The sequence below is a fragment of the Tabrizicola sp. genome, assembly GCF_016792905.1.
Lineage (GTDB): Bacteria > Pseudomonadota > Alphaproteobacteria > Rhodobacterales > Rhodobacteraceae > Tabrizicola.
This window is the reverse complement of sequence record NZ_JAEULP010000088.1, coordinates 156,189-179,928: the sequence shown is the minus strand read 5'-3', so window position 1 is coordinate 179,928 and position 23,740 is coordinate 156,189. Positions and strand designations below refer to the sequence as shown.

Below are 23,740 nucleotides of genomic sequence, written 5' to 3'. Positions count from 1 at the left end.
CGATCTCCCGCTGGCTCGTGCCCCGGCGATGCTCCGCAAAGATCACCGCACGCTCGCATGCGTCCAGATGCCGCCCCCGCCTCTCCATCGCAACCCCCCTCCAAACCTCAGGTGTTGCGTTCCTTTCTAGAGGCTAAGGTTCGGTAAGGGTTGTGGAGTCGGTCTGAAGCCCGACCTACGCCAAAAGCGAAAGGCGGGGGGACTTGCGTCCCTCCGCCTTCTCATTTCTGGTCCGGTTGGACCTCGACCGGCTTACGCCAGAGCGAGGTTCACGGCGGATTCGCGGCCGTTGCGATCGGCTTCCACGTCGTAGGTGACGGCCTGGCCGTCATTCAGCTGGCGGATGCCGGCGCGTTCCAGGGCGGTGATGTGGACGAACACGTCCTTCGCGCCGCCTGCCGGAGCGATGAAGCCGAAACCTTTGGTGGCGTTGAACCATTTCACGGTGCCTTGGGCCATCGTGATGTCTCCTAATCTTAGATTGCCATCCGCGTGGTGCGATGGCCTGGCTCAGTGTCGTCAGAGTCGCAACTGAAGCCGTCAGGAAACAGAAGGTCGAAAGAAGAAGCTTTGCGGGTCCCACATAGGCTTCTGTCCCTTGCATTGCAAGGCTTGTTCCGAAGAACAGCCGAGGTGGGCCGGGCGCCCGGTCGCCCCGCAAGGGGAGCGGAGGCGTGGAGTCGGGCTGAAGCCCGACCTACGACCGCTCCGGCTTGCTTACACCCCCGCCGGGTTGTCGACCTCGCCGCCCATCTCCTTCAGGTCCTGGTAGCGGTCGCCGATGCGGTGGTGCGGGCGACCCCCGAGCGAGGCGCCGAGGGCGATGACCAGCTCGTCATGGCCGGGGGCGTCGGGAACGGAGAACTGGATCGTCAGGTAATGCGAGCGGCGGCCGGCGTCGTGCTTGTCCATCAAGGGGATCTGGATTTGCGTGTTGGCGGGGCCGCGCGAATTGGTGAAGCCGAGGTAGGTTTTCGCCCCCACCGCCTCGCGGAAGAAGTTGCCGAAGCGGAGCGTGTGGATCAGGGCGGAGCAATGTTCCAGCTCGCAGGCGGTGCCGCAGAGGGCGGCCTTGCCGTAGGCCTCGATGGCGTCGCCGGAGCCCGCGAGGCGGATCAGCCGGTCGGTCAGGAGTTGGCCCAGGGCAGGCCCCATGCGGCGGATTTCGGGGGAGAGGTCTTCGACGAAGCCCCGGCCATGCCACGGGTTCGTGACCACGGCGGCGACGGCGATCATGCGGAGCGGCGGGGTGCAGGCGCGGCCGCCGTCGGAGACGGTGTCCTCGTCATAGGTGACGAGCTTGCGGAGTTCGGGGAGGGAGTCGGTGAGGGACATGGGGTGGGTTTCCTTTCTGTGCGTCGTCAGGCGCCGATCTGGCGGACATGGCCCGAGGTTTCGGTGCCGTGGTAGAGGGTGAAGCTGCCGTTGCGGTAGTCTTCGGCATAACGGGCCAGCATCTGCGTCTCGACCGGGTTGGCGAGAGGGGCGCGGGCGAGGTCGGTCAGGGGCAGGATGCGGTAGCCCTGGGGCAGGGTGCCCGACACCTGCCCGTGGTAATAGACCGCGTGACCACCGGTCGAACGGTCGTCGAAGGCGGCATAGACGAAGTCGATCGTCGGGGTCAGGCCCTGCGCGGTCAGGCTTGCGGTCAGGCTGTCGAGCGAGGGTTTCGGCGCGAGCGGAAGGCTGAGGGCGCCTTGCGCATCGACCTTGAGAAGCACGCCGCCGTTGCAGGCGAGGACGGCGCCGAGGCGGCTGCCTTTGGCGGCGGCGGCGGCTTCGGCAAGCTCTCGCTCGATGCCGATGGAGAAGTAGCTGCCGCGGAAATAGCCGAGGGGTTGGCCTTCGGAGGTGGCGAAATCCTCGACCCTGCCGATCAGGATCAGGTGGTCGCCCGCATCGACGAGATCATGCCTTGCGCAGGCGAATTGGGCGAGGGCACCGTCGAGGAGCGGCACATCGCCATGGCCCGGCGTCCAGGCGCATTGTGCGAACTTGTCGGGGGTGCGCGAGGCGAAGAGGCCGGAGACGGCTTTCTGGTCCTCGGCCAGGATGTTGACGGCGAAATGCGGGGCAGTGGCGAAGACATCCGCCGAATGCGCGGTCTTGGCCAGGCAGACGAGGAGGAGGGCTGGGTCGAGCGAGACGGAGGTGAAGCTGTTTGCGGTGAAGCCGCGCGGGGTGCCGTCGGGCTGGCGGGTGGTGATCACGGTGACGCCGGTGGCGAAGGCGCCGAAGGCGTTGCGGAGCGCGCGGGGGTCGGGGCTCATGTCAGCACCTCGGTGAGGAAATCGGTGACGGGGCGGTTCACGGCTTGCGGGTCCTCGGCCAGCGCCATGTGGCGGAGGCCCTTGAGGATCACCAGCCGGGACCGGGGGATTTCCGTGGCGATGGCGACGGACATCTCGGGGCCGTTGCCGGTGTCCTCGTCGCCGGTCAGGACAAGCGCGGGGCAGGTGATCGGCGGCTGTGGCGCGACGATCTCGTCCACGCCATGCGCGAGGATGCGGTAAAGTTTGGGGTAGATCTTGGGGTCGTTGGCCAGCACCCACTGGCGGGTGAGGTCCATCAGGTCGGGCCGGTTGGCTTGGGCCGCTTCTGTATACCAGCGCTGGAGCGCGAGTTCGACCGTGGCGGCGGGGCCTTCCGCTTCGGCCTGGGCGACGCGGAACAGGATCGCGCCTTGCGCCTTTTCGCTGCGGCGATGGGCGGAATGCAGGATGACGAGCGCCGTGGTGCGGGTCGGATAGTCCTGCGCGAAACGGCGGGCGATCATGCCACCGAGCGAGAAGCCGACGATCGCGGCCTTGTCGATGGTCAGGTGGTCGAGGAGATTTGCCAGCTGGGCGGCGAGGTCTTGCAGGACAGGCTGGCCTTCCGGCGGGGCGGTTTGGCCGTGGCCGATCAGGTCATAGGTCAGGACGCGGAAGCGGGCGAGGTCGGGCGTGAGCCATTGCCAGACGGCGCGGTTGAGGCCGAGGCCGTGGATCAGGACGACCACGGGGGCGTCCTCTGGCCCGGTCAGGTCATAGACTGTGCCGTGGGGGTCGATCATCGCAAGCACCCTCCTGTCCGTGGTGCTTTCGTTTGCCACTGCTCGTGGAGAGCGAGTTTCGATTTTTCGTCGGCTGGTGGCGAATTTTCGGAAACATGCGGCATTTCGGCGCGGCATCAACAGGGGGAAGCCGTGGAGGACGGGGATGTCTGAAATCAAGCGCTGCCGGATGCTGATCGACGGGGAGTGGGTGGGGGCCTCGGACGGGGGAGCGTTCCCGTCGGTGTCCCCGGTCACGGGTAAGGTCTGGGCTGAAGTGCCCGAGGCGACGGCGGCAGATGTGGACCGGGCCGTGCGGGCGGCGGACCGGGCCTTGGCGGGCGAGTGGGGGCGGATGACGCCTTCGGCGCGGGGGAAATGCCTGCGGAAGCTGGGGGACTTGCTGGCGGAGGCGTCGGAGGAGTTGGGCCGGGCGGAGACGCTGGATACCGGCAAGATGCTGAAGGAGACGCGCTGGCAGGCGAAATACATCGCGGAGTTCTTCCAGTTCTATGCAGGCGCAGCGGACAAGATTTCGGGCGAGGTGCTGCCGATCGACAAGCCGGACCTGCTGGTCTTCACCAACCGCGAGCCCTTGGGCGTGGTGGCGGCGGTGGTGCCGTGGAATTCGCAGCTGTTCCTGTCGGCGGTGAAGCTGGGGCCGGCCTTGGCGGCGGGGAATACAGTGGTGCTGAAGGTGTCGGAGCATGCGTCGGTGCCGATGCTGGAGTTCGGGCGGCTGATCGAGGCGGCGGGGTTTCCGGCGGGGGTGGTGAACATCATCTCGGGGCATGGCGAGGTGGGGCGGGTCTTGACCTCGCATCCGCTGGTGGCGCGGGTGTCGTTCACCGGCGGACCGAGTGCGGCGCGGCATGTGGTGCGCAATTCGGCGGAGAATTTCGCGGAGGTGTCGCTGGAACTGGGGGGGAAGTCGCCCTTTGTGGTGTTCGAGGATGCGGACCTTGAGAGCGCGGTGAACGGGTCGGTGGCGGGGATCTTCGGGGCGACGGGGCAGAGCTGCGTGGCGGGGTCGCGGCTTATTGTACATGAGGCGGTCGCCGACGCGTTTCTGGCGCGGATGGTGGCGGCGGCGCAGGCCATTCGCATTGGCGACCCTCTGGCGGAAGAGACGCAGATGGGGCCGCTCTGCACCGAGGGGCAACTTCGGCACATCGAGGCGCAGGTGGCTTTGGCGGTGACGGAAGGGGCGAAGGTCCTGACCGGGGGCAGGCAGCCTGCGCTTGGCGGGACCTATTATGAGCCGACGATCATCGACTGCCCCTCGCCCGACCTGACCATTGTGGATACCGAGCTGTTCGGGCCGGTGCTGTCGGTGCTGCGCTTCAGGACCGAGGATGAAGCCATCGCCTTGGCGAACCAGTCTGAGCACGGGCTGGCGGCGGGCGTTTTCACCAAGGACGGCGCGCGGCAGATGCGGGTGGCGAAGGCCATTCGTGCCGGGATCGTCTGGGTCAATACCTACCGTGCCGTCTCGCCCATCGCGGCCTTCGGCGGGGTCAAGGGATCTGGCTACGGCCGCGAGAGCGGGTTCCAGGCCATGTACGACTACACCCGGCCCAAGACGATCTGGGTCAACACCTCATCCGAGCCCATCGCGAACCCCTTCGTGATGCGCTGAAACCCCCTTAACCGACGGAGATAGCGATGAAATTCCACCTTGCGATCAACCTGGAGCGGATCGACGACACGCTCGACATGCGGGACGTGGCCCGGCACACGCTGGAGATGGTGCAGATGGCCGACGCGGGCGGCTTCCGCATCGCCTGGGCGGCGGAGCATCATGCGCTGGAAATGACCATCATGCCGAACCCGTTCTCGGTGCTGTCCTGGTGGTCCGCGCATACCAACAACATCCGCCTTGGCACCGCGGTCATCGCGGCGCCCTACTGGCACCCGATCAAGGCGGCGGGCGAGGCGGCCTTCGTCGACCTGATCTCGGGCGGGCGGCTGGAGTTCGGCATCGGCTCGGGCGCCTACCAGCGCGAGTTCGACCGGATGCGGCCGGGCCTGAAGCAGACCGACGCCTGGCGCTACATGCAGGAAATGCTGCCGGTGATCCGCGAGCTTTGGAAGGGCGACTACGAGCACAACGGCGAGTTCTGGTCCTTCCCGACCGCGACCTCCTGCCCGAAGCCCTTGCAGAAGGAAGTTCCTGTCTGGGTCGCGGCACGGGCGCCGATCACCTATGACTACGCGGTCAAGCATGGATGCAACATCCAGTCCTGGCCGCTGACCCGCGACATGGGCGAGGCGCAGCTTTACATGGACCGGCTGAACGAGGCGGTTGCGAACAACCCCGGAGCCAGGCGGCCCACGATGGCGATGATGCGTCACACGGCGCTTTACGACCGGAAGGAGGACTGGATGGTCCCGGTCCGCGCGGCGCAGCGGCAGTTGTCGCAATTCGAGAACCTGTTCAAGAACATGGGCGATGTCGAGAACGGCTTCTCGAAGTCGATTCCCTTCGACCAGCTGGGCAACCGGGCGGAATATGACCCGGAGATGCTGTCGCGCAACCTGATGTTCGGAACGCCCGACGAGGTGATCGCCAAGCTGAAAGAGTATGAGGCGATCGGGGTGGACGAGTTCATCTACTATGCCTCGCTTGGCCTGGGGCTGAAGGAACAGAAACGCTCGCTGGAGCTGTTCTGCAAGGAAGTGATCCCGGCCTTTGCCTGAGCACTGACTTTGGCGGTGAAGTGCCTCCCCTCCTTGTGGGATGGGGAAGGGGGCTGCGGTGTCCGACCAGGGAGCCCCCCTCTCCCTCTCCACGAGGGGGAGGGAAGCGCCCGGTCTGCTCATGTCGTGCGGATCGGGGCATTCCGAGCCTCGCGCACGGCGCGGGCGGTGCGCTGTTGCAGGGTTTCCAGATAGCCTGTCAGCGTGCCGGGCCAGGAGGGCGCGGGTTCGCTTGGCGCCCAGCCCTGCCGATAGTCGCTGGGACGGCGGTCGAAGCATTTGCGGAAAGCGCTGGCGAAATGCGACAGGGCGTTGAAGCCGGTCGCCGTGGCGATCTCGCGCACCGAAAGCTTGGTCGCGATCAGAAGGACGCGGGCGTGTTGCAGGCGGACAAGGGTGCCGAACTGCACGACGGAACACCCCAGACCCCGATGGAACAGGCGTTCAAGCTGGCGCTGTGACAGGCCAAGCGCATCGGCGATCTCCGGCACGGAAAGGGGGTCGGCGATGTTCTCCTCGATCAGAGCGATGGCACGGCGCAGGGTCGGCGGAAATTCGTCGGTGCCCTGGCCCAGCGTCCGGCGCTGCGGGGCGGTCGGGGGGCGGATCGGCTGGTACAGGATCTGATCGGCGACCTCGCCCGCCATGCCCTCGCCATGCCGGTCGGCGATCAGGCGCAACATCAGATCGACCCCGCCCATGCCCCCTGCGCAGGTCAGGATGCTGTCGCCAAGGGTGTAGAGTTGTTCGACGAGGGGCACGTCGGGGTAGCGTTCGTGAAAGCCCGGGGCCCAGGACCAGTGGGTGGCAAGCGGGCGGCCGGTCAGGAGGCCCGCCTTCGCCAGCAGGTAACAGCCAAGCTCCACCGCGCAGAGCCGGGCGCCGTCGCGCGACTGGCGGCGGAGCCAACCCGCGAGGTCGCGGTTGGAGTAATCCTCGGCCCCCCAGGAGGCGAGGGCGAAGATCGTCTCGCCCCGCCGGTTGCGGTCGTCGAGCGGCTGGGCGGTGATCGACAGCCCGTTCGAGGCGGGAATTTCCGGGCCGTCGGGCGACAGGATTTCCCACTGGTACAGCGGCTCGGGAGCGAGGTAGTTGGCGACCCGCAGGGGCTCGATCAGGGTGATCAGGGTCGCCATGTTGAAGCGCGGCACGATGACGAAGCTGATGCGGGCCGGTGGGGTAACGGGCCCGCGCAGGTGCGGCGCGGTGGGCTGGCCCGTCAGGATACGGTTTTTCGACATGAGCAGAGGGTAGCAGTCGAAATTCCGGCAGGGAAGGCGTCAGATCCCCAGCCGGTCGCGCAGGGAGAACCAGGTCATCGCGGTGACGAGGAGCGGCCAGCGCAGCGCGACGCCGCCAGGGAAGCGGTGCTGCGGCAGGCTGGCCATCAGGTCGAAGCGTTCCTGCTGGCCTGCCGTCGCCTCGGCCATCAGCTTGCCCGCGAGGGTTGCCATCGCGACGCCGTGGCCGGAGTAACCGGAGGCGGAGAGGATATTCTGGCCGGGCCTCGTGAAACAGGGCATCCGGTTCACGGTGATCGCCAGCGTGCCGCCCCAGGCATAGTCGATCCGGGTCTTGGCCAGTTGCGGGTAGACCTGGAGCATGGGTTTCGAGACGGTCCTGATGATGTCGGGGAAGCGGTAGCCATAGCTTTCGCCGCCGCCGAAGAGCAGGCGGTTGTCTTCGCTGAGACGCCAGTAGTTGACGACGAAGCGGGTGTCGGCGACGGCGACGGGTTCGGAGAGCAGGTCCTTCGCCCGTTCACCCAAAGGTTCAGTTGCGACGATGAAGTTATTGATCGGCATCACTTTTGCCGCAACCTTCTCGTTCAGTTGGCCGAGGTAGCCGTTGCCCGCAAGCACGACGGTCGCGCAGTCGACATGGCCCGAAGGGGTGCGGACCACGGGGCGGGGGCCGGGTTCGACGCGGTGGACCTCCGAGCCTTCGTGGATGCGGACGCCCGCCTTGGCCGCCGCCTGCGCCAGGCCGATGGCGTAGTTCAAGGGGTGCAGGTGGCCCGCGTCGCGGTCCACCTCGCCGCCGACATAATCGGTGGAGCCGATCAGCCGCCGGATGCCAATGCGGTCGAGCGGTTCGAGATGGGTGTAGCCGTAGTCGCGGTGCAGCTTCTCGGCATAGGCGTGGGTTTCGCGGACCTCTCCTTCCGTCCGGCAGGCGTGCGCAATGCCGGGATGGAAGGTCACGGGCATGGCGTGGTCGCGGACGAGCGTCTTGACCAGAGTCTTGGCTTCCTCGGCCAGGTCCCAGAGGCGGCGGGCGTTTTCCTTTCCCACCGTCTTTTCGATCCAGACCTGATCCTGCCGTTGGCCCGAGCCGACCTGCCCGCCGTTCCGCCCGCTTGCGCCGAAGCCGACGCGGTGGGCTTCGAGGAGGACCACGTCATAGCCCTTCTGGGCCAGATGCAGGGCGGCGGAGAGGCCGGTATAGCCGCCGCCGACCACGCAGACATCAGCCTTTGTCGCGCCCTTCAGAATCGGGAAGCGGTCGATCGGGGCTGCGGTCGCGGTGTAATAGGAGGCGGGCCATTCGCCCCGCCGGTCGTTGATATGCAGGAGATTCATCAGACGTTGAGGAGCAGGTGCTCCCTCTCCCATGGGCTGATGACTTGCAGGAACTCCTTGTATTCGTTCCGCTTCACCGAGTCGTAGACCTTGCAGAAGTCGACGCCCATCACCTCTTGCAGGGCGGTGTCCTCTTCCAGCAGGTCGAGCGCATCGCCGAGGTTCGCCGGGATATCCTCGTTGTCGATATAGGCCGAGCCCGAGAATTCCGGGCGGGCCTGGGTCTTGTTCATCAGGCCCAGGTAGCCGCAGGCCAGCGTGGAGGCGATGCCGAGGTAGGGGTTGCAGTCCATGCCCGGCAGGCGGTTTTCCACCCGGCGGGCGGCGGAGGAAGAGATCGGGATGCGCAGGCCGGTGGTCCGGTTGTCACGACCCCATTCCAGGTTGATCGGGGCGGCGAAGTCGGGAACATAGCGGCGGTAGGAGTTGACGTAGGGCGCGAAGAGGGCCACGGCGGCGCCGAGGTGCTTCTGCATGCCGCCGATGAAGGTCAGGAAGGCCTCGGTCTCCACCCCCTTCGGGCCGGCGAAGATATTCTTCTTCGTCTCGATGTCCACGACCGAGGTGTGGATGTGCATCGCCGACCCCGGCTCGCCTGCGATGGGCTTGGCCATGAAGGTGGCGAAGCAGTCGTGACGCAGCGCAGCCTCGCGGATCAGGCGCTTGAAGAAGAAGACGTCGTCCGCCAGACGCACCGGGTCGCCGTGGGCGAGGTTCAGTTCGATCTGCCCGGCGCCGCCTTCCTGCAGGATGCCGTCGATTTCAAGGCCCTGCGCTTCGGCGAAGTCGTAGATGTCGTCGATCACCTTGCCGTATTCGTCGACGGCGGAAAGGGAATAGGCCTGCTTGCCCGCAGCGCGGCGGCCGGAGCGGCCCATCGGCGGGATCACCGGCATGTTCGGGTCGATATTGCGGGCGGTCAGGAAGAATTCCATCTCGGGCGCGACGACCGGGCGCCAGCCCTGCGCGGCGTAGAGGTCGACGATGCGGCGGAGGACATTGCGGGGCGAGAAGGGGATCGGGTTGCCCTGCTGGTCCTTGGCGTCGTGGATCACCTGCAACGTGGTGTCGGCGGTCCAGGGCGCGGCGGTGGCGGTGGACCAGTCGGGCTCCAGGATCATGTCGGGTTCGGTGAAGGCGTCGAAGGGGTTGTCGGCCCATTCGCCGGTGATCGTCTGCAGGAAGATCGAGTTCGGCAGGAAATAGTTGGTCTGCTTGGCGAATTTCGCGGCGGGCATGGCCTTGCCGCGCGCCACCCCGGCGATGTCGCCGATGATGCATTCCACTTCGTCTACCCGGCGGTGGCCGATGTAGTCGCGCGCTGCCTCGGGCAGCTGGTCGGTCCATTTGGACATGAGTCACACGTTTTCAGGGGGGTGGCCCCCGCACCGTCAGGCGCGGAGCTTCTCGGCCCCAGTTTTCGCTTGGTGGGTCAGGAAGAAATCCGCGATCCGGTCGGCCATCGACGGGCTGTCGAGGGGCGTCTCGATGCGGGCTTTCGCATCGGCAAGGATCGCGTCGGGGACCAGACCCGGCCCCCGGTACTTGATCAGCCCCTCCATGAATTCCTTGCGGAATTCGGGGTGGGGCTGCACGGAAAACATCCGGTCGTCGTAGAGCAGCGCCGCATTCTGGCAGAAGGCGGTGGAGGACAGGACCTTGGCCGTTTCCGGCTTCTTCACCACCTGGTCCTGATGCCAGGCGTTCAGCGTGTAGGTCTCGTCGCCAAAATCGTACTCGGTCGGCCCGACCGACCAGCCGCCCGCGTATTTCTCCACCTTGCCGCCCATCGCCTGCGCGATGATCTGGTGGCCGAAGCAGATGCCGACGACGGGGACATGTTCCGCGTAAGCCTTGCGGATGAAATCCTCCAGCGGCGGGATCCAGTCATGCGGCTCGTAGGCGCCGAAGCGCGAGCCGGTGATCAGCCAGCCGTCGCAGTCATGCACCGAAGCCGGGAAGTCATTGCGCAGCACGGCCCAGCGGCGGAAGGTCAGGCCCTTGCCCGCCAGCAGCGTCTCGAAGAAATCGGGGTAATCGCCCATGTCGGCGCGGAGCGCGTCGGGGCTTTCGCCGGTCTGGAGGATGCCGATCTGCATGGCTCGCGTCTTTCGGGTTGCCTTTTGGAAAGGTGGGATGAAGCCCCCCCGCTGGTCAAGGGGGGCTGCGCGGTTAGACGGTATCGAGATACAGCTCGACCCGTTCCTCGGGCGTAAGTTCGGCCAGGTAATGCAGCTCCTGCCGCTTGGTCTGCACCAGGTTGCGGACCAGTTCCTTGGGCAGGAAGCGGTAAAGCACGTCGGAATGTTCGAACGCGTCGATCGCGTCTTCCCAGGTCGACGGGATCTGTGGCAATTCCATCGCATAGGCGTTGCCAGTCACGGCGGGCGGCGGTTCCATCTCGTCTTCCAGGCCGGTGAGTGCGGCCCCAAGGATCGCGGCCAGCATCAGGTAGGGGTTCACGTCGCCCCCCGCCACGCGATGCTCGATCCGCCGGGCCGAGGGGTTGCCCGCCGGGATGCGGATTGCGGCGGTGCGGTTCTCGTAGCCCCAGCTGATCGCGGTCGGGGCGTGCTTGTCGGGAACCAGGCGTTCGTAGCTGTTGAAATGCGGCGCGAAGAGCAGAGTCGAGTCATGCATCGCCGCCAGGCAGCCCGCGACGGCGTGGCGGAGTTGCGCGGTGCCCTTCGGGCCGCCGCTGTCGAAGATGTTGTCGCCCTTGTCGTCCAGCACCGAGAAATGCGTGTGCAGGCCCGAGCCGGAGTATTCGGCATAGGGCTTGGCCATGAAGCTGGCGGCAAAGCCGTGGCGCCGGGCCAGGCCCTTGACCAGCATCTTGAACAGCCAGGCATCATCGGCGGCGCGCAGCGGATCGTCGCAATGCATCAGGTTGACCTCGAACTGGCCGAGGCCGGTTTCCGAGGTGGTGGTGTCGGCCGGGATGTCCATCGCCTCGCAGGCGTCGTAGAGGTCGGTGAAGAAGGTGTCGAAGGCGTCGAGCGCGCGGATCGACAGCGTCTCGGCGGCCTTGCGGCGCTTGCCACTGCGCGGGCTGGCAGGGACCTGCATGGTCTTGCCGCTATCGTCGATCAGGAAGAATTCCAGCTCCATCGCGCAGACCGGGGTCAGGCCCTTGGCCTTGTAGCGCTGCACCACGGCGTTCAGCGCGTGGCGGGGGTCGCCTTCGTAAGGCGTGCCATTTTCGCGGAACATCCAGATCGGCAAAAGCGCGGTCGGCGCCTCCAGCCAGGGCATCGGCATGAAGCCGCGTTCCGTGGGTTTCAGCACGCCATCGGCGTCGCCCTGTTCAAAGACGAGCGGGCTGTCGTCGATATCCTCGCCCCAGATGTCGAGGTTCAGGACCGAGAAGGGGAACCGGGTTCCGTCCTTCACGACCTTTTCCGCAAAGCGGGCGGGCACGCGCTTGCCCCGCGCCTGCCCGTTCAAGTCGACGGCGGCAACGCGAATGGTGCGCACGTCGGGGTGCTTTCTGAGGTAATCTTTCATCGTCATGTCAATTCAGGAAAGGCACGGACCCCGCGCCCCGGACGCCGCAAAGCGCCCGCCTGATGCGCAAGTTCGGACCATGCCCTTGGTCCTTCCCTTGGTTCTGATCGCCTTCCGCAACCTGGGCCCGATGGCCCTTCCAGCGGTCCGGGCGGGTGCCCGGATAATTTGATCAAAAGTAGCCTACTACCGGATCAGCTGCGGACGCAAGCGAATTTTGCTTCTGGTGTTCGAGGGCAGGTGTCGGTTCAGCCGCGCATTCACCCGGCCGTAGAGGAAGGTCACGACCAGCGTCAGGCAGATGAAGTAGAAGGCGACGATGGGGTAGGGGATGAAGGGGTTGAAGGTCTTGTCGGCGAAATAATTCGCATAGTAGAGCGCGTCGCCCTTCTGCGCGAAGGCCGGGAAGCCGGAGAAGTAGACCAGCGTGGTGGCGTGGAACAGGAAGATCGCCTCGTTGGTATAGGCGGGCCAGCCAAGGCGCAGCATGGTCGGCCATTCGATGCGGATGAACTTCTTCCAGCCGGTCAGGCCGTAGGCCTCGGCGGCCTCAAGGTCGCCCTTGGGGATGGATTTCAGCGCGCCAAAGAAGATTTCGGCGGAATAGGCGGCGGTGTTCAGGAACAGGACCAGAAGCGCCCCGGCCCAGGCCCGGGTGGTCCAGGCTGTGTCGATATGCACGCCCAGGATGTCGATCCCGCCCTTGGGCAGAAGGACCAGCGCCTCGTAGGCGAGGAAGAACTGGATGAACAAGGGCGAGCCGCGGAAGACGAAGACGAACCATTCGGCGGGCTTGCGGACCCAGGGGTTCCGGGCGGTCTTGGCCAGGGCGATGGCGTTGGCGAGGAAGAAGCCGAAGCCAAGGGCAAGGACACCGAAATACAGGTTCCAGATCAGGCCGGAGCCGATCAGGGTGAACTGCTGGCAGAGGGTGAAGTCGGTTTTCGGCAGAAGGTTCTCGCCGATGCCGATGGAGCGCAGGCCATAGGCCTGGATGGTTTCCAGACAGGTCATGCTCATGCTGCGGCCTTTCGCAGGGCTTCGCCGCCCGCCGTGGCCTGGCCATGGCTCAGTCTGCGCGTCAGTTTGCCGATGCCGATTTCCGAGACCCGGGTGAAGACCAGGTAGAAGACCATCAGGCCCAGGAAATACCACAGCCGCCAGTCACCATGCGGGTATTCGTAAGCCTGCGTCTTCGAGCCGCCCAGCTCGCGGGCGTAGTAGACGATGTCCTTGACCCCGAGGAGGAACAAGAGGGGCGTGGCCTTGATCAGGATCATCCAGAGGTTCCCGAGGCCCGGCAGCGCATAGATCCACATCTGCGGCACGAGGATGCGGCGGAAGACCTGGGCGCGGCTCATGCCGTAGGCTTCGGCGGTTTCAAGCTGCGCGCGGGGGACGGCGTTCATCGCGCCGTAGATGACGTTCGCGACGAAGGCGCCGAAAACGATGGCGAAGGTGATGACCGCAAGGAGGAAGCCGTAAAGCTGGTGCCAGATCGGGGGCGAGTTGCCGAGCGGCACCTTGGCGTCGGCGCAGACGCGGAACTCCAGCCCCTGCCAGGGCCATTCGCCTCCGGGGCAGACGGCAAGGCTTTTGACATATTCGATGCCCTGGTCCAGCGCGATGACGAAGAACAGGAAGAAGATGATGTCGGGCACGCCGCGCACCATCCAGATATAGACCTTGCCCAACCAGCGCAGCGGCGCGATGTGCGACCGGGCAGCGGTGGCGCCCATGAAGCCCATCGCAAGGGCGGCGGGCGCGGTGATCGCGAGAAGCGCGAGGACGGTGACGAAGGACCAGTAGAAATCGACATGCTTGGCCGACGTCAGGTAGCACATGGCCCAGGTCAGGCCCTCGATGGCCTTCGGATCGGCGCAGGCTGCGAACATCACGTTGTCCCTCGTGGCAGCGGGGCGGACCCTTTGGCCCGCCCCGTGATCTTATGGCCTTAGCAGCCTTCCTTGCCCTTGTCGCCCCAGGCGAGCGGCGAGTTCGGCCCGAAGTATTCCGGCTTCTGGATCATCGCATCCAGCGTGCCGTCGCACTTCATCGACTTGATCGCCGCGTCGAGCTTGTCGTGCAGTTCCTTGTCGGACTTGCGGAACGCCATGCCGACGCCGCCGCCGATGGATTCGGTCTTGTCGAGCAGAACCAGCTCGCCATTCGATTCATCGGCGATGGGCTTCAGGTAGTCGCTGTCGGCCAGCACGGCCACCGCCTCGCCGTTCTTCACGGCGGCCACGGTTTCCTCGGGCGTGGCAAATTCCACCACCTGCATCCCGTTCTCGGCGACGAAGGCCGCCTGGATGGTCGAGGTCTGCGCCGCCACCGGACCCGACATCAGGTCTGCGTCCTTGGACAGGGCGAGGTAGGCCGAGGGCGTCGGTTGCAGGTAGGGCTGGCTGAAATCGACGATTTCCTGCCGTTCCGGCGTGATCGACATCCCCGCGACGATCACGTCATAGTTGCCCGACTGCAGGTTCGGGATGATCGAATCCCAGTCGTTGGTGGTCCAGGAGCAGGTCAGGCCCGCACGTTTGCACAGCTCGTCGCCGAATTCGCGCTCGAAGCCCGCGACCTCGCCGGCGTCATTGATGAAGTTGTAGGGCGGGTAGGCGCCCTCGGTCCCCAGACGGACTACGTCTTGTGCCCAGGCCGTTCCCGAGACGGCCACCAGGGCAGTTGCGATCAGCAGTCTTTTCATCCTTTGTCTCCCTTAACGTTGGATGGTTGATGCGCTTCATTCGAACCAGCGGTTCTCCAGGCTTGCAAGCGTTCCGTCGCTGCGTATGGCATCGAGGGCCGAGTTCAGCGTCGCAAGCAGCTCGGCATTGCCCTTGCAGACGGCCATGCCCACGCCGTCATCAAGGATCAGTTCAGAATAGACATAGTCAAGGCCATGCTCTGCGACAAAATCGCGAATGTCGGCGCGGGTCTGGAACGGGCCGAGGGCGAGGTCGACCTTGCCCGAGATCAGCGCTTCCAGCACCTCGGGTTCGGTCGAGAAGGAGAGATGGCGGTAGCCCATGTCGCGCAGATGCGCCTCCTGCACGGTACCGGACTGGACCGCCGTCAGCGCTGCCGCGGGTCCGGGGGCGCCGGGGGCGCCGATGTACCATTCCTCGGGATCGGTGCCATGGTAGGTCTGGGTGAAGTCGACAAGCGCGCGGCGTTCATCGGTCACGGCGATCCCGCCGAGGACCACGTCGAACTGCCCCGACATGACGCCGGGGAGAAGCTGGTCGAAATTCGCCAGTTCCCAGGAACAGGTCATGACCGCGCGGTGGCAGATCTCGTCCATCAGGTCGCGTTCGAAGCCGGTGATCTGCCCGGCATCGTCGATATAGGTATACTGCGGGAAGGGCGCGTCAGTGCCGACGATGATCGGATCGGTCGTCGCCAGGATAATTCCGGTCACGGCGGTCGCAATAGCGCCGGCGCAAGGCATCAGGCGGCCGTTGCCGACAGGAAACCGCGCAACCGGTCGCTCTGCGGATTGCCAAAGAGGCTCGCCGGAGGACCCTGCTCCTCGATCTTGCCCTGGTGCAGGAAGATGACATGGTCCGAGCAATCGGCCGCAAGCTTCATGTCATGCGTCACGAGGAGCATGGTCCGGCCCTCATCGGCGAGCGCCTTGATCACGCGGACGACTTCCTGTTCCAGTTCGGGGTCGAGCGCGGAAGTGGGTTCGTCGAACAGAAGCGCGCGGGGTTCCATGCAGAGCGCGCGCGCGATGGCCGCGCGCTGTTGCTGGCCGCCGGAGAGCTGGGCAGGCCAGGCATCGCATTTCTCGACAATGCCGACCTTGGCAAGGTAGTGGCGGGCCTTCTCCTCGACCTCTTTCGGGTCGCGCTTCAACACATGGACGGGCGCTTCCATCACGTTCTGCAGGATGGTCAGGTGGGACCAGAGGTTGAACTGCTGGAACACCATCGACAGGTTGGTGCGGATGCGCGTCACCTGGTCCCGGTCGGCGGGATGGCGGTGCAGGCCTTCGCCCTTCCAGCGCACGGCCTCGCCCTCGAACCGGATCTCGCCCTGCTGGCTGTCCTCCAGGAGATTGCAGCAGCGCAGGAGCGTGGATTTCCCCGAGCCCGAGGAGCCGATCAGCGACACGACATGGCCGCGGGGGGCCTTCAGATCGACGCCTTTCAGGACCTCAAGCTGGCCGTAGCTCTTGTGCAGGTCATGGATGTCGATGACCGGGATGTCGGGGCTTGGGTCGGGCATGGGTCTTCTGGTCACGAGGGTCGGTTGGTCCGGCAGTAGGACCGAGATTTTGCATCATTGCAACGTTGAATCAGCCGTTCAGGCCCTGTGTCGCGGGCAATCTGATCACCCGGCCGCGGCAATCTGCTCGGGCGATGGCGGATTGGGCACCGCGAGATAGGTTTCGCGCGGGATGCGGACCAGTCCCTTAAGCCGCAGCTTGGTGCGATCGGGGGCGGAGAGGGCGGCGATGGCCTCGGCCAGGGCGTCGAAGACCGGTTCGGGGTCCTGACTTGCGGCGCTGATATAGGGCAGGCCGGGCGTCGGGTCGGTCAGGGCAAGGACGCGCAGGGCGGCCACCTGCGGCTCCACCTCGCGCAGCATCGCATGGGTGACGGCATCGAGCGCGGCGATGTCGGCACGACCCTCGGCCACGGCGAGGGCCGACAAACGGTGCCCGCCGGATTGCAGCGTGGGGGGCAGGCGGATGCCCAGCTTCGCCGCATGGGTCTGCGGCGCGGCCCAGCCGGACTGGGACAGCGCCTCGTTATAGGCGAAGCGGGCGCCGTCGAAGTCGGCCAGCGTCTCGCGCGGGTCATCGGCGCGGGCGACGAAGACGGACCGGTAATAGCCCGGCGGGCAGCCATCGACCCCGTAGTCCGGGGTTCCGACATAGGTGACGCGGTCGTGCAGCCGGGCGCGGAACGGATAGCCGCAGGTCTGCGACAGGATCAGGTGGGGAGATTGCCATGCATCCCAATAGGCATGTTCGCCCCGGGTCAGGGTTTCCGGGGCGGCGATCCCCCGGGTGCGCAGACCATCGCGGACCAGCGCCCAAAGCCGGTCATTCGCGGCCTGCGCCGGGCCGAAGTCATACATGCCGAGGCTGGCGATCATTCCCGTTCCGCCTTTTGCCGCGCCAAAGCCGAATCCACGTCGGTCAGCCCCAGAAGGTTTGCGACCAGCCGCATCAGCCGGTCTTCATGCGCCTCGCGCAGGCCGTCCGCCAGTGCCACCGACCAGAGGGCGGTCATCAGGTCGGCCCGGTCTTCCAGCGCCACCGCGTCCTTCAGGGCGCGGGTGAAGCGGACAGTGTCCGGTGCCTCGCGTTCCAGATCCTCGGCCTCGCTGCGCAGTTTCGCGGCGGCGAAGGGATCAAGCCCGTGGCGATGCGCCAGCACCCGGTCGATCCGTTCCACCTCTTCGGCGGCGTAGAGCCCGTCGCTGCGGGCGACGCGGACCAGGAGGGCGGCCAGCGCCAGCCGGGCATCGGGCTCGGGCAGGCGGTGCGGGGCGGGGGCCAGGAGCTGGCGGAGGAGATCACCGAACATGGGGGCAAGCTATGCCCGCGCCAGTCACAAGGGAAGCCCCGCTCGATCAGGGTGGCGTGAGCCGCCCCTCGCCGATCCGCACCGCGCTGCCCGCGATGCGGACGGCGGTCAGCGCGTCGCCTGTGGCCTCGATGGTGAGGTGCAGGGCGGAGGGGCGGCCCATTTCCACTCCCTGGTGCAGGGTCAGCCGGGTGGTTCCCTCCGGCACCGCGCCATTGGCCAGAAGCTGCGCGGCAAGGATCGCGCTGGCCGAGCCGGTGGCCGGGTCCTCCGGGATGCCCGCCGTCGGGCTGTACATTCGCGCGCGATAGTCGCAGTCCGTTGCCTTCGCATAAAGATAGGCGCTGTCGACGCCATGGGCGGCGATCAGCCGCGACCAGTGCGGCTCGACCACCCGGGCGCGGGCCAGCGCGTCCAGGCTGGCAAGCGGGGCGTACAGGAAGCGCGGGCCACCCTCATGCACGCCGGGGGCATGGGGGCCAAGGTCGTCCGGGGCAAGGTCCAGCGCCGCGGCCAGAAGCACCGTGTCCGGTGTGCCGCCAGCGGGGTAGGGGACAACCGGCGCGGTCAGTTCCGCGCTGATCCTGCTGCCTTGCCGGGTGACGGTGACAGGAACCAGACCCGCCTCTTCCTCCAGCGTGATCGTGGTGGAGAAGTCGCCCTGATGCGCCTCCTCCGCCAACAGGATAGCGCAGCCGATGGTCGGGTGCCCGGCGAAGGGAATCTCGGCGGTCGGGAAGAAGATGCGGACCCGGGCGGTATGGGCAGGGTCGCGCGGGGCCATGACGAAGATCGTCTCGGACAGGTTGAACTCGCGCGCGATGGCCTGCATCTGCGCCGGGGTCAAGCCGTCTGCCCCCAGAACCACCGCCAGCGGATTGCCGGCGAAGGGCGTTTCGGTGAACACATCCAGCGTGTGAAAAGCGATCATCGCAGCTCCTTGAACATCGCGGTCAGCCGGGCGGTTTCTTCGGCCAGACCATAGGGCGGGTTGACGACGAAAAGGCCGGAACCCTCCATCCGGTGCCCCTCGCGGGCGGGGGGGAAACGGACCTCGTGGCGCAGGCCCTCGGGGAAAGCCGCTGCCAGCGCCGTCAGCATCGGGCCATGCGCGCCGCCCTTCAGAAGCGGATACCACAGGACCAGGATGCCGACGTTCCATTTGCGGTGGATGTTGGCCATGTGGCGCGGGATCGCCTCGTAGTCGGCCTTCACCTCCCAGGAGGGGTCGATCAGCATCAGCCCCCGGCGTGGGGTGGGGGGCGTGAGCGCCAGCACCAGCTCGAACCCGTCCTTCTGGTGGACATGCGCCCCCCAGTCCTTCGCCGCCGCTTTCAGGGCCGCGAACTCCTGCGGGTGCAGCTCGGCCAGGTGGATCGTGTCCGTCTCGCGCAGCCCGAGGGCCGCGATCAGGGGTGAACCGGGATAAGCCTGCGACCCATAACCCGCCCGCGCCTCGTCCAGCCGCTGCCGGTAGGGGTGGTCGGCCGGAAATAGCCGCTCGGCCAGTGCGATGCCCGCCGCCGCCTCACCGGTCTTCACCGCCTCATCGGCCGACAGATCATAGACCCCGCGCCCGGCATGGGTCTCGATATAGGTCAGCGGTTTGTCCTTGCGGGTCAGGTAGTCCAGCACCCAGGCCAGCACCGCGTGCTTCTGCACATCGGCCAGATTCCCGGCGTGGTAGAGATGTTGGTACGACAGCATGGGCCAGCCCTAACCGGTCGCGGCCCGCCGGGGCAAGGCAAAGTATTTGCCGGTTGCAGACTTGCGGCGCCGTGCTTCCGCGCCTATCTGCCCGGTCATTGGCACGAAGAGCTCCTTCAGGGCCCGGCCACGCACACCGCAACGGATGGATGGGACGGAATGGAGATTTTCACTTACGCAGGCTTCCTTGCCCTGATGCAGGTCATCGGGATCGACCTGGTGCTCGCGGGCGACAATGCCATCGTCATCGGTCTTGCCGCTGCGGGCTTGCCGAAAGAACAGCGGGCCAAGGCGATCCTGGTCGGCATCATCGCCGCCACCGTCATGCGGATCGGCTTTGCGCTGGTCACGACGCAGCTTCTGGCCATCGCCGGGCTGCTTCTGGCGGGTGGCATCCTGCTTCTGTGGGTGTGCTGGAAGATGTGGCGCGAGTTGTCCACCACGCACCAGGCTGCAGATGCCGCCGTCGAGGCGCTGGCCGAATCCGACCTGAACGCCGACGGGACCGTGGCGGGGGGCGCCCCGCGCAAGACCTTCGCCCAGGCCGCGACGCAGATCGTCGTGGCCGACGTCTCGATGAGCCTCGACAACGTGCTGGCCGTCGCCGGGGCCGCGCATGGGCACCCGACCGTGCTGATCATCGGCCTGATCCTGTCGGTCGCGCTGATGGGGCTTGCGGCGAGCTGGATCGCCAGCCTTCTGAACAAGCACCGCTGGATCGCCTATGTCGGGCTTCTGATCATCCTCTACGTCGCGCTGAAGATGATGTGGGAGGGCTGGCATCAGGTGGAGCCGATGGTGGTGGGAATGCTGGGCTGATCAAGACGGCTCCACGCTTGCCTTGAAAAGTCAGGAGCCTGCGGGCCGAACTTGATGTGCCGTGTTAACGTCGGGCGGGGGCCGCAAGGGCCCCGGCCCTTGCTTTCGGTCGGGAAGACCTGTCTTGGCAGGGGCGCGTCCGGGTGGCAGGATCGGCCCACAACCGCCGGAGTGTCGTGATGGACCGCCTTGTTGCCCTTTCCCTGATCGCCGGTCTTGCCCTGAACCCCGCCCTTGCGCTGGCCTGCAACCAGCCCGAGCCCCCGCGTTTCGACGGTGGCGATCCGGGGCTGGAGGGCGGCGTCTCGATCTCGGTCGGACGGATCGCCGACCTGATCTGGGTGCCGCTGCTGATCGACGGGGTACCGGTGCCCGAGGACGCGGGCCTGTCGCTCAAGATCGGCTTTGACGGCACGGTCACCGGAACCACCGGCTGCAACCGCTTCACGGGAACGGCAGAGATGGACGCGGGCGAACTGGTCTTCGGACCGCTCGCTGTGACGGAGATGGCCTGCGTCGAGCCGGACCGGATGGAACGGGAGGCGGCTTACCTGAAGGCGTTGGGCGAGGTTCGCTGGTTCGTGGCCGCACCCGAGGGGTTGTGGCTGTCGCGCGAGGATGGGACTGTCGCAGTCTGCCTGTGGTAAGGCACGGGCGAAGGCCGGGCCACGCCGACCGCCTGTGGCCGCCGGTTTCACCGTCGTGCCGGATGTTCCGAGGTTCGCATGATCGCCATCCTGCTTCACATCGCCTTTGCGCTTCTGGTGTCGGCCCACATCCTTCTGCGGCGCCATCGCCAGCCGGAAACCCGCGCGGCCTGGCTCTTGATCGTGGTGACGCTGCCCTATCTCGGCGCGCTGGCCTATCTGCTTCTCGGGCAGACGAGCATTGGCCGGTGGCGGATCAGGACCATGCAGCGCACCTTCGCCGACCTGCCGCGCCCCGAGGCCGCCGCCCTGCCGGATGATGGCCGACTGTCGACGACGGCGCGGGCGATGCTGCGGGTCGGGCAGTCGATCTCCGGCTATGCTCCGACCGGCGGCAATGCGATGCAGCTGATGGCCGGTTCGGATGCGGCGATCACCGGCATGGTGGCCGACATCGACGGCGCCGTGGATCATGTGCATCTGGTCTTCTACATCTGGCTGGATGATGGCAACGGCACGCGGATGGCCGAGGCGGTCATGCGGGCGGCCGCGCGGGGCGTGGCCTGCCGGGTGATGGTCGATGACATCGGCTCGCGCCAATTCACGAAGACCAAGCTTTGGCGGCAGATGGCCGAGGCCGGGGCGCAGACCCGGATCGCCCTGCCGGTCGGCAATCCGCTGCTGCGGATGCTGAACGGGCGGATCGACCTGCGCAATCACCGCAAGATCCTGGTGATCGACAACCGCGTCACCTATTGCGGCAGCCAGAACTGCGCCGACCCCGCTTTCCTGCCGAAAGCGCGGTTCGCCCCCTGGGTGGATACGGTGATGCGGTTCACTGGCCCGGTGGTGCGGCAGAACCAGCATCTTTTCGCCAGCGACTGGATGGGGAACGGCGGCGATGACATCACCGCGATCCTGCGGGCACCGGCCGAGCCGCCGGGGCCGGGTTTCGTGGCGCAGGTGGTGGCGACGGGCCCGACCTTCCGCGATGCCGCCATGCCCGAGATGTTCACCAGCCTGATCTTCGCTGCCGAGAAGAGCCTCTTCATCACCACGCCCTATTATGTGCCGACCCAGGCCCTGCAGGCGGCGATCTGCGCGGCGGCGAACCGGGGGGTTGAGGTCACGCTGATCCTGCCCGCGCGCAACGACGATTTCGCGGTGGGGGCCGCCAGCCGCAGCCATTACGAGAGCTTCCTTGAGGCGGGCGTGCGCTTGCACGAATTTCTGCCGGGCCTTCTGCACGCCAAGACCCTGACGCTGGATGGCGAGATCACCCTGATCGGCTCGGCCAACATGGACCGGCGCAGTTTCGACCTGAACTACGAGAACAACATCCTCTTGGTCGACCCGGCCGCCACCGCGGCGATGCGCGCCCGGCAGGAGGAGTTCCTGGCCCAATCGCGGCAGGTCACGCTGGAGGAGGTGGCGGCCTGGGGGATCGGTCGGAGGCTAACCAACAACGCGCTGGCGATCATGGGGCCGGTGTTGTGAGGCGGCGGTGCGCTGTAGCGCACCCACACCGATGGCGCCGAAAGGGTGTGCCCTTCCTACACCAACCGCGCGCCCTCCACCGCTGCCCTGACGAAATCCGCGAACAACGGGTGCGGCGCGAAGGGTTTCGACTTCAGCTCGGGATGGAACTGGACGCCGATGAACCAGGGGTGGTCCTTGACCTCGACGATCTCCGGCAGGCGCCCATCCGGGGACATGCCGGAGAACATCAGCCCGCATTTCTCCAGGTCCTCGCGGTACTGGATGTCGACCTCGTAGCGGTGGCGGTGGCGCTCCTCGATGACGTTGGTGCCGTAGATGCGGGCCACCGCCGAGCCGTCCTTCAGGTTTGCAGTATAGGCGCCGAGGCGCATGGTGCCGCCCTTGGCGTCGTCGGCCTTGCGGCGGACGGTGTGGTTGCCCTGGACCCATTCCTTCAGATGGTAGACGACCGGGGTGAAGCGTTTCGCGCCCGCCTCGTGGTCGAATTCCTCGGAGCCGGCATTCTTCACGCCGACAAGGTTCCGCGCCGCCTCGATCACCGCCATCTGCATGCCGAGGCAGATGCCGAGATAGGGCACCTTGCGTTGCCGGGCGAAGGTGGCGGCCTTGATCTTGCCCTCGGTGCCGCGCTCGCCGAAGCCGCCGGGCACGAGGATGGCGTGGAAGTTCTCCAGCCAGGGCGCGGGGTCCTCGCGTTCGAAGATCTCGGCGTCGATCCATTCGGCGCGAACCTTGGTGCGGTTGGCCATCCCGCCATGGGTCAGCGCCTCGGCGATGGATTTGTAGGCGTCTTCCAGCTGGGTGTACTTGCCGACGATGGCGACGCGGACCTCGCCCTCGGGGTGGGTGATGCGGTCCATCACGTCTTCCCAGCGGGCGAGGTTGGGCTTCGGCGCCGGGGTGATGCCGAAGGCGTCGAGGACCGCCTGGTCGAGGCCCGCGCGGTGGTAGGCCAGCGGCGCCTCATAGATCGTCTTCAGGTCATAGGCGGGGATGACGGCCTCTTTCCGGACGTTGCAGAAGAGGGCGATCTTCTCCCGCTCGCGGTCGGGGATCGGGTGTTCGCTGCGGCAGACGAGCACGTCGGGGGCGAGGCCGATGCTCTGCAGTTCCTTGACCGAGTGCTGGGTGGGCTTGGTTTTCAGCTCTCCAGAGGCGGAAAGGTAGGGGAGAAGCGTCAGGTGCATCAGGATCGACTGGCCGCGCGGGCGTTCGTGGATGAACTGGCGGATCGCCTCGAAGAAGGGCAGGCCCTCGATGTCGCCGACCGTGCCGCCGATCTCGCAGAGCATGAAATCGACCTCACCGTCACCGATCCTGAGGAAGTCCTTGATCTCGTTGGTGACGTGGGGGATGACCTGGATGGTCTTGCCGAGGTAGTCGCCCCGGCGTTCCTTTTCCAGCACGTTGGAATAGATCCGGCCGGAGGAGATGCTGTCGGTCTGCCGGGCATGGACGCCGGTGAAGCGTTCGTAGTGGCCAAGGTCGAGGTCGGTCTCGGCGCCGTCGTCGGTGACGAAGACCTCGCCATGTTCGAAAGGCGACATCGTGCCGGGGTCGACGTTCAGGTAGGGGTCAAGCTTGCGCAGGCGGACGGTGTAGCCCCTTGCCTGAAGAAGCGCACCGAGGGCGGCCGAGGCAAGGCCCTTGCCGAGGGAGGAAACCACACCACCGGTGATGAAGATATAACGCGCCAAG

General features: G+C 66.4%; 24 protein-coding genes. 5 read left to right on the top strand and 19 right to left on the bottom strand.

Annotated features, from left to right (window positions below):
- Positions 1-252 precede the first annotated feature (252 nt).
- The 4 genes from JNL31_RS18760 to JNL31_RS18745 all read right to left on the bottom strand — a co-directional run bounded on the left by JNL31_RS18760 (position 253) and on the right by JNL31_RS18745 (position 3,055).
- On the bottom strand, positions 253-459 hold the full coding sequence (locus tag JNL31_RS18760) for a cold-shock protein (RefSeq protein WP_294976738.1): 207 nt from the start codon (positions 457-459) through the stop codon (positions 253-255).
- A 258-nt stretch (positions 460-717) separates the two neighbouring features.
- Positions 718-1,335 (bottom strand): amino acid synthesis family protein, encoded by a 618-nt coding sequence (locus tag JNL31_RS18755; protein ID WP_294976736.1) that lies wholly within the window; start codon positions 1,333-1,335, stop codon positions 718-720.
- A 26-nt stretch (positions 1,336-1,361) separates the two neighbouring features.
- A complete protein-coding gene (locus tag JNL31_RS18750) occupies positions 1,362-2,270 on the bottom strand; it encodes a flavin reductase family protein (RefSeq protein ID WP_294976733.1) in 909 nt (302 codons plus the stop codon).
- The gene (locus JNL31_RS18745) at positions 2,267-3,055 is read right to left on the bottom strand and encodes an alpha/beta fold hydrolase (protein WP_294976731.1); all 789 of its coding nucleotides are present in this window, start codon (positions 3,053-3,055) and stop codon (positions 2,267-2,269) included. The genes JNL31_RS18750 and JNL31_RS18745 overlap by 4 nt, the downstream gene beginning before the upstream one ends.
- A gap of 145 nt (positions 3,056-3,200) precedes the next feature.
- On the opposite strand from JNL31_RS18745, the gene JNL31_RS18740 reads away from it, so the two are divergent.
- Both JNL31_RS18740 and JNL31_RS18735 read left to right on the top strand, forming a co-directional pair.
- Positions 3,201-4,673 carry an aldehyde dehydrogenase gene (locus JNL31_RS18740; protein WP_294976727.1) on the top strand — a complete coding sequence of 491 codons (1,473 nt, stop codon included), beginning with the start codon at positions 3,201-3,203 and terminating at the stop codon, positions 4,671-4,673.
- A gap of 26 nt (positions 4,674-4,699) precedes the next feature.
- Positions 4,700-5,734 carry an LLM class flavin-dependent oxidoreductase gene (locus tag JNL31_RS18735; RefSeq protein WP_294976725.1) on the top strand — a complete coding sequence of 345 codons (1,035 nt, stop codon included), beginning with the start codon at positions 4,700-4,702 and terminating at the stop codon, positions 5,732-5,734.
- 119 nt (positions 5,735-5,853) lie between these two features.
- Here JNL31_RS18735 and JNL31_RS18730 read toward each other — a convergent pair whose 3' ends face one another.
- The 14 genes from JNL31_RS18730 to rlmJ form a co-directional block, all read right to left on the bottom strand.
- A complete protein-coding gene (locus JNL31_RS18730) occupies positions 5,854-6,975 on the bottom strand; it encodes a GlxA family transcriptional regulator (protein ID WP_294976721.1) in 1,122 nt (373 codons plus the stop codon).
- A gap of 39 nt (positions 6,976-7,014) precedes the next feature.
- Positions 7,015-8,316, bottom strand: coding sequence for an FAD-binding oxidoreductase (locus tag JNL31_RS18725; RefSeq protein ID WP_294976719.1), 1,302 nt, complete (start codon positions 8,314-8,316; stop codon positions 7,015-7,017).
- The gene (locus JNL31_RS18720) at positions 8,316-9,671 is read right to left on the bottom strand and encodes a glutamine synthetase family protein (protein WP_294976717.1); all 1,356 of its coding nucleotides are present in this window, start codon (positions 9,669-9,671) and stop codon (positions 8,316-8,318) included. Before JNL31_RS18720 ends, JNL31_RS18725 begins: the two co-directional genes overlap by 1 nt.
- 36 nt (positions 9,672-9,707) lie before the next feature.
- Positions 9,708-10,415, bottom strand: coding sequence for a type 1 glutamine amidotransferase (locus JNL31_RS18715; protein WP_294976714.1), 708 nt, complete (start codon positions 10,413-10,415; stop codon positions 9,708-9,710).
- A 73-nt stretch (positions 10,416-10,488) separates the two neighbouring features.
- Positions 10,489-11,823 carry a glutamine synthetase family protein gene (locus JNL31_RS18710; protein ID WP_294976712.1) on the bottom strand — a complete coding sequence of 445 codons (1,335 nt, stop codon included), beginning with the start codon at positions 11,821-11,823 and terminating at the stop codon, positions 10,489-10,491.
- 186 nt (positions 11,824-12,009) lie between these two features.
- Positions 12,010-12,837, bottom strand: a complete 828-nt coding sequence (locus tag JNL31_RS18705; protein WP_294976757.1) for an ABC transporter permease — start codon at positions 12,835-12,837, stop codon at positions 12,010-12,012.
- Positions 12,838-12,839: 2 nt separating this feature from the next.
- Positions 12,840-13,718, bottom strand: coding sequence for an ABC transporter permease (locus JNL31_RS18700; protein WP_294976709.1), 879 nt, complete (start codon positions 13,716-13,718; stop codon positions 12,840-12,842).
- 59 nt (positions 13,719-13,777) lie between these two features.
- Entirely contained in the window at positions 13,778-14,533 is a 756-nt protein-coding gene (locus tag JNL31_RS18695) for a transporter substrate-binding domain-containing protein (protein WP_294976706.1), read from the bottom strand.
- A gap of 36 nt (positions 14,534-14,569) precedes the next feature.
- Entirely contained in the window at positions 14,570-15,247 is a 678-nt protein-coding gene (locus JNL31_RS18690; protein ID WP_294976704.1) for a transporter substrate-binding domain-containing protein, read from the bottom strand.
- Between the two features lie 29 nt (positions 15,248-15,276).
- Entirely contained in the window at positions 15,277-16,059 is a 783-nt protein-coding gene (locus JNL31_RS18685) for an amino acid ABC transporter ATP-binding protein (RefSeq protein WP_294976701.1), read from the bottom strand.
- A gap of 105 nt (positions 16,060-16,164) precedes the next feature.
- Complete coding sequence (locus JNL31_RS18680) at positions 16,165-16,935, bottom strand: PhnD/SsuA/transferrin family substrate-binding protein (protein ID WP_294976699.1); 771 nt, start codon at positions 16,933-16,935, stop codon at positions 16,165-16,167.
- Positions 16,932-17,369, bottom strand: a complete 438-nt coding sequence (locus JNL31_RS18675) for a TerB family tellurite resistance protein (protein ID WP_294976696.1) — start codon at positions 17,367-17,369, stop codon at positions 16,932-16,934. The genes JNL31_RS18680 and JNL31_RS18675 overlap by 4 nt, the downstream gene beginning before the upstream one ends.
- 46 nt (positions 17,370-17,415) lie before the next feature.
- Positions 17,416-18,300: a PhzF family phenazine biosynthesis protein gene (locus tag JNL31_RS18670; RefSeq protein ID WP_294976693.1), complete on the bottom strand. Its 885-nt coding sequence runs from the start codon at positions 18,298-18,300 to the stop codon at positions 17,416-17,418.
- Positions 18,297-19,076: a 23S rRNA (adenine(2030)-N(6))-methyltransferase RlmJ gene (gene rlmJ, locus JNL31_RS18665; protein WP_294976689.1), complete on the bottom strand. Its 780-nt coding sequence runs from the start codon at positions 19,074-19,076 to the stop codon at positions 18,297-18,299. Before rlmJ ends, JNL31_RS18670 begins: the two co-directional genes overlap by 4 nt.
- A 159-nt stretch (positions 19,077-19,235) precedes the next feature.
- Between rlmJ and JNL31_RS18660 the strand changes: the two genes are divergently transcribed.
- The 3 genes from JNL31_RS18660 (at position 19,236) to cls (ending at position 22,039) form a co-directional block, all read left to right on the top strand.
- Complete coding sequence (locus JNL31_RS18660) at positions 19,236-19,895, top strand: TerC family protein (RefSeq protein WP_294976686.1); 660 nt, start codon at positions 19,236-19,238, stop codon at positions 19,893-19,895.
- A 179-nt stretch (positions 19,896-20,074) separates the two neighbouring features.
- Entirely contained in the window at positions 20,075-20,542 is a 468-nt protein-coding gene (locus tag JNL31_RS18655; RefSeq protein WP_294976684.1) for an META domain-containing protein, read from the top strand.
- Positions 20,543-20,620: 78 nt separating this feature from the next.
- Positions 20,621-22,039: a cardiolipin synthase gene (cls, locus tag JNL31_RS18650; RefSeq protein ID WP_294976681.1), complete on the top strand. Its 1,419-nt coding sequence runs from the start codon at positions 20,621-20,623 to the stop codon at positions 22,037-22,039.
- A 56-nt stretch (positions 22,040-22,095) separates the two neighbouring features.
- Here the strand turns inward: cls and JNL31_RS18645 are convergent, their stop codons facing one another.
- On the bottom strand, positions 22,096-23,739 hold the full coding sequence (locus JNL31_RS18645) for a CTP synthase (RefSeq protein ID WP_294976678.1): 1,644 nt from the start codon (positions 23,737-23,739) through the stop codon (positions 22,096-22,098).
- Between the last annotated feature and the right edge of the window lies 1 nt (position 23,740).

Excerpts from the sequence above, each read along its gene's own strand:
- JNL31_RS18710 (WP_294976712.1), bottom strand. The coding sequence starts at position 11,823 with ATGAAAGATTACCTCAGAAAGCACCCCGACGTGCGCACCATTCGCGTT.
- JNL31_RS18735 (WP_294976725.1), top strand. The coding sequence starts at position 4,700 with ATGAAATTCCACCTTGCGATCAACCTGGAGCGGATCGACGACACGCTC.
- JNL31_RS18725 (WP_294976719.1), bottom strand. The coding sequence starts at position 8,316 with ATGAATCTCCTGCATATCAACGACCGGCGGGGCGAATGGCCCGCCTCC.
- JNL31_RS18730 (WP_294976721.1), bottom strand. The coding sequence starts at position 6,975 with ATGTCGAAAAACCGTATCCTGACGGGCCAGCCCACCGCGCCGCACCTG.
- JNL31_RS18660 (WP_294976686.1), top strand. The coding sequence starts at position 19,236 with ATGGAGATTTTCACTTACGCAGGCTTCCTTGCCCTGATGCAGGTCATC.
- JNL31_RS18750 (WP_294976733.1), bottom strand. The coding sequence starts at position 2,270 with ATGAGCCCCGACCCCCGCGCGCTCCGCAACGCCTTCGGCGCCTTCGCC.
- JNL31_RS18740 (WP_294976727.1), top strand. The coding sequence starts at position 3,201 with ATGTCTGAAATCAAGCGCTGCCGGATGCTGATCGACGGGGAGTGGGTG.
- cls (WP_294976681.1), top strand. The coding sequence starts at position 20,621 with ATGATCGCCATCCTGCTTCACATCGCCTTTGCGCTTCTGGTGTCGGCC.
- JNL31_RS18685 (WP_294976701.1), bottom strand. The coding sequence starts at position 16,059 with ATGCCCGACCCAAGCCCCGACATCCCGGTCATCGACATCCATGACCTG.
- JNL31_RS18680 (WP_294976699.1), bottom strand. The coding sequence starts at position 16,935 with ATGATCGCCAGCCTCGGCATGTATGACTTCGGCCCGGCGCAGGCCGCG.
- JNL31_RS18655 (WP_294976684.1), top strand. The coding sequence starts at position 20,075 with ATGGACCGCCTTGTTGCCCTTTCCCTGATCGCCGGTCTTGCCCTGAAC.
- JNL31_RS18760 (WP_294976738.1), bottom strand. The coding sequence starts at position 459 with ATGGCCCAAGGCACCGTGAAATGGTTCAACGCCACCAAAGGTTTCGGC.
- JNL31_RS18715 (WP_294976714.1), bottom strand. The coding sequence starts at position 10,415 with ATGCAGATCGGCATCCTCCAGACCGGCGAAAGCCCCGACGCGCTCCGC.
- rlmJ (WP_294976689.1), bottom strand. The coding sequence starts at position 19,076 with ATGCTGTCGTACCAACATCTCTACCACGCCGGGAATCTGGCCGATGTG.
- JNL31_RS18700 (WP_294976709.1), bottom strand. The coding sequence starts at position 13,718 with ATGTTCGCAGCCTGCGCCGATCCGAAGGCCATCGAGGGCCTGACCTGG.
- JNL31_RS18675 (WP_294976696.1), bottom strand. The coding sequence starts at position 17,369 with ATGTTCGGTGATCTCCTCCGCCAGCTCCTGGCCCCCGCCCCGCACCGC.
- JNL31_RS18755 (WP_294976736.1), bottom strand. The coding sequence starts at position 1,335 with ATGTCCCTCACCGACTCCCTCCCCGAACTCCGCAAGCTCGTCACCTAT.
- JNL31_RS18695 (WP_294976706.1), bottom strand. The coding sequence starts at position 14,533 with ATGAAAAGACTGCTGATCGCAACTGCCCTGGTGGCCGTCTCGGGAACG.
- JNL31_RS18705 (WP_294976757.1), bottom strand. The coding sequence starts at position 12,837 with ATGACCTGTCTGGAAACCATCCAGGCCTATGGCCTGCGCTCCATCGGC.
- JNL31_RS18720 (WP_294976717.1), bottom strand. The coding sequence starts at position 9,671 with ATGTCCAAATGGACCGACCAGCTGCCCGAGGCAGCGCGCGACTACATC.
- JNL31_RS18670 (WP_294976693.1), bottom strand. The coding sequence starts at position 18,300 with ATGATCGCTTTTCACACGCTGGATGTGTTCACCGAAACGCCCTTCGCC.
- JNL31_RS18745 (WP_294976731.1), bottom strand. The coding sequence starts at position 3,055 with ATGATCGACCCCCACGGCACAGTCTATGACCTGACCGGGCCAGAGGAC.